This window comes from Nguyenibacter vanlangensis (assembly GCF_013376155.1).
Classification (GTDB): Bacteria; Pseudomonadota; Alphaproteobacteria; order Acetobacterales; family Acetobacteraceae; genus Gluconacetobacter; species Gluconacetobacter vanlangensis.
Genome location: NZ_JABXXP010000389.1, coordinates 1 through 2791, shown reverse-complemented (window position 1 = coordinate 2791; position 2791 = coordinate 1). Strand labels below are relative to the sequence as shown.

The window sequence follows — 2791 nt, the reverse complement described above, 5'->3', positions numbered from 1 at the left end:
CCGTCTCGGGCCGTGCGTCGCGCAGCAGCACGGGGGCGAGGCGCGACGGGGGCACGTTCATTTCGGCCCGCACGGTGCGGATGGCCGAGATGAAGCGGATCAGCCAGTCCATTTCGGCCGCGGCATCGGCCCCGCCGGCGGGCCGCGCGGCCTCAGGCCAGGCGGCGGTCATCAGGCTGCCGGTCGGGCCGAACCCGAAATGCGCCCATAGATCATCGGTGACGAAGGGCATGACCGGCTGCAGAAGCCGCAGGACGAGCCCCAGCACATGCGCCGTCACGGCGCGGATTTCCGCAGCCTGGGCCGCATCGTCGCCGGTGAAGACCGGCTTGGCGAATTCCAGGAACCAGTCGCAGAAGCAGTTCCAGACGAAGCGGTAGCAGGACGCCGCATATTCGTCGAAGCGGAAGGATTCCAGCGCGGCGTCGGCGTCGGCCACCGCGCGGGCTGCCTCGTCCAGGATCCAGCGTCCCAGCGGCGAGGCGACGCTCTCGGGACGAAAGCCGGCGACCGGGGCTACGCCGTTCATTTCGCAGAAACGCGCGGCATTCCAGATCTTGGTGACGAAGGAACGATGTTCCTCGATCCGTTTTTGCCCCAGCTTCACGTCCCGCCCCAGGCCCGTGAGGGCGCAGACGGTAAAGCGCATGGCATCGGCGCCGTACTGCTCGATCATTTCGAGCGGGTCGATGCCGTTGCCCTTGCTCTTGGACATTTTCTGGCCGCGCTCGTCACGGACCAGGCCGTGGATGAAGACGGTGCGGAACGGCACGTCCTTCATGAAATGCAGGCCCATCATCATCATCCGGGCCACCCAGAAGAAGATGATGTCGAAGCCGGTCACCAGCACGTCGGTCGGATAATAGCGCGCCAGGTCCGCCGTTTCGTCGGGCCAGCCGAGGGTCGAGAAGGGCCACAGCGCCGAGGAGAACCAGGTATCCAGCACGTCCTCGTCCCGCGCCAGGGCTTCGGTGCGTCCGTAATGGGCCAGCGCCTGGGCCTGGGCCTCATCCTCGTCCTGCGCGACGAAGACATGGCCGTCGGGGCCGTACCAGGCGGGAATGCGATGGCCCCACCAGAGCTGGCGGCTGATGCACCAGGGCTGGATACCGCGCATCCAGGCGAAGAACGTGTTTTCCCATTGCTGGGGCACGAAGCGGACCTGCCCGGTTTCGACCGCCGCGATCGCGGGCCCGGCCAGGGCGGCGGCGTCGCAATACCATTGGGTGGTCAGGCGCGGTTCGACCACGGCGCCGCTGCGTTCGGCGTGCGGCACCTGGTTGCGGTGCGGCTCGATCTTCTCCAGCCAGCCCAGCCGGTCCAGTTCGGCGACGATCGCCTTGCGGGCCTCGTCGCGCTGCAGCCCCTCCAGCCCGCGCACGAAGGCCGGGTCGGCCAGTCCGTCCTCGGTCCGCAGATCGTCGGAAATTTCGGCCAGGGTGACGCGCGCATCCTCGTCCAGGACACTGGGCATCGCCAGGCCGTGCCGGCGTCCGACCTCGAAATCATTGAAATCGTGCGCGGGCGTGATCTTGACCGCGCCGCTGCCTTTCTCGGGATCGGAATGGGGGTCGGCGACGATGGGGATGCGACGCCCTGTCAGCGGCAGGATCACCGACCGGCCGACCAGGTCGCCATAGCGCGAATCGTCGGGATGAACCGCGACCGCCATGTCGCCCAGCATGGTCTCGGGCCGGGTGGTGGCCACGGTGATGCTGCGCCCTTCGAGCCCTTCGACGGGATAGCGGATATACCACAGGCTGCCCTGGACCTCGCGGTTATCGACCTCGAGGTCGGAAATCGCGGAACGGAACGCCGGGTCCCAGTTCACCAGGCGCCGGTCGCGATAGATCAGCCCCTGGCGGTAGAGGGTCACGAAGACCTCGCGCACCGCGCGCGACAGGCCCTCATCCATCGTGAAACGCTCGCGCGGCCAGTCCAGCGAGGCGCCGAGGCGGCGCAACTGGGTGGTGATGGTGCCGCCCGATTCGGCCTTCCACTGCCAGACGCGCTGCTCGAACGCCTCACGCCCCAGGGCCTGGCGGGTGGTGCCTTCCTGCTGCAGGGCGCGTTCGACCACCATCTGGGTCGCGATGCCGGCATGGTCCGTGCCGGGCTGCCACAGCGCGTCGCGCCCCTGCATGCGCCGCCAGCGGATCAGCGTGTCCTGCAACGTCATGGTCAGCGCGTGGCCCATATGCAGCGTGCCGGTAACGTTGGGCGGCGGGATCATGATCGCATAAGGCTGCGCGTTGCTGTCCGGCGCGGCGGCGAAGGCGCCGTTGCGTTCCCATTCGGCATAAAGGGCGGGTTCGATCTCGCCGGGCGAGAAAGACTTGTTCAGCATCGCAAAAGCCAGACCTGACATATGGACAAGAAACGGGCGGAGCTAGAGCCATATCCATTCACACTGGTTCACGGATATAGCTCTAGCTCATTATTTTAACGAGCATCTTTATCCGACCGGATGGGTCCATCCGGTCGTATGACGCTCTAGTGTCCCGATTCCGAAATTCGCAAGCGAATTTCAGAATCGAAAGGACACTAGAATCAATATTTTAGTGGCCTGCTGATCCGAGAAATTCTCATAAGAATTTCTCGGGCAGGACACTAGAGATAGGCGGCCCAAAAAAGCACGGCGGACCGGGCCCGGTCCGCCGCTTATACCCAAATTCGGCCTGAATGGAACGCCGCGGTCAGAAGGCGAAGGCCGGCGCGGGCTCGAGTTCCGGCAGCATCGGCAGGGCGACGTCGAAGACCGGGCGCACCGCGAGGCCCTGCGGCGTGCGCT

At 66.0% G+C, this 2791-nt stretch carries 1 protein-coding gene; it reads right to left on the bottom strand.

From position 1 onward, the window contains the following. A partial coding sequence (locus HUK84_RS14320; RefSeq protein WP_176640892.1) for a valine--tRNA ligase occupies positions 1–2347 on the bottom strand: 2347 nt, incomplete at its 3' end. Positions 2348–2791 lie beyond the last annotated feature (444 nt).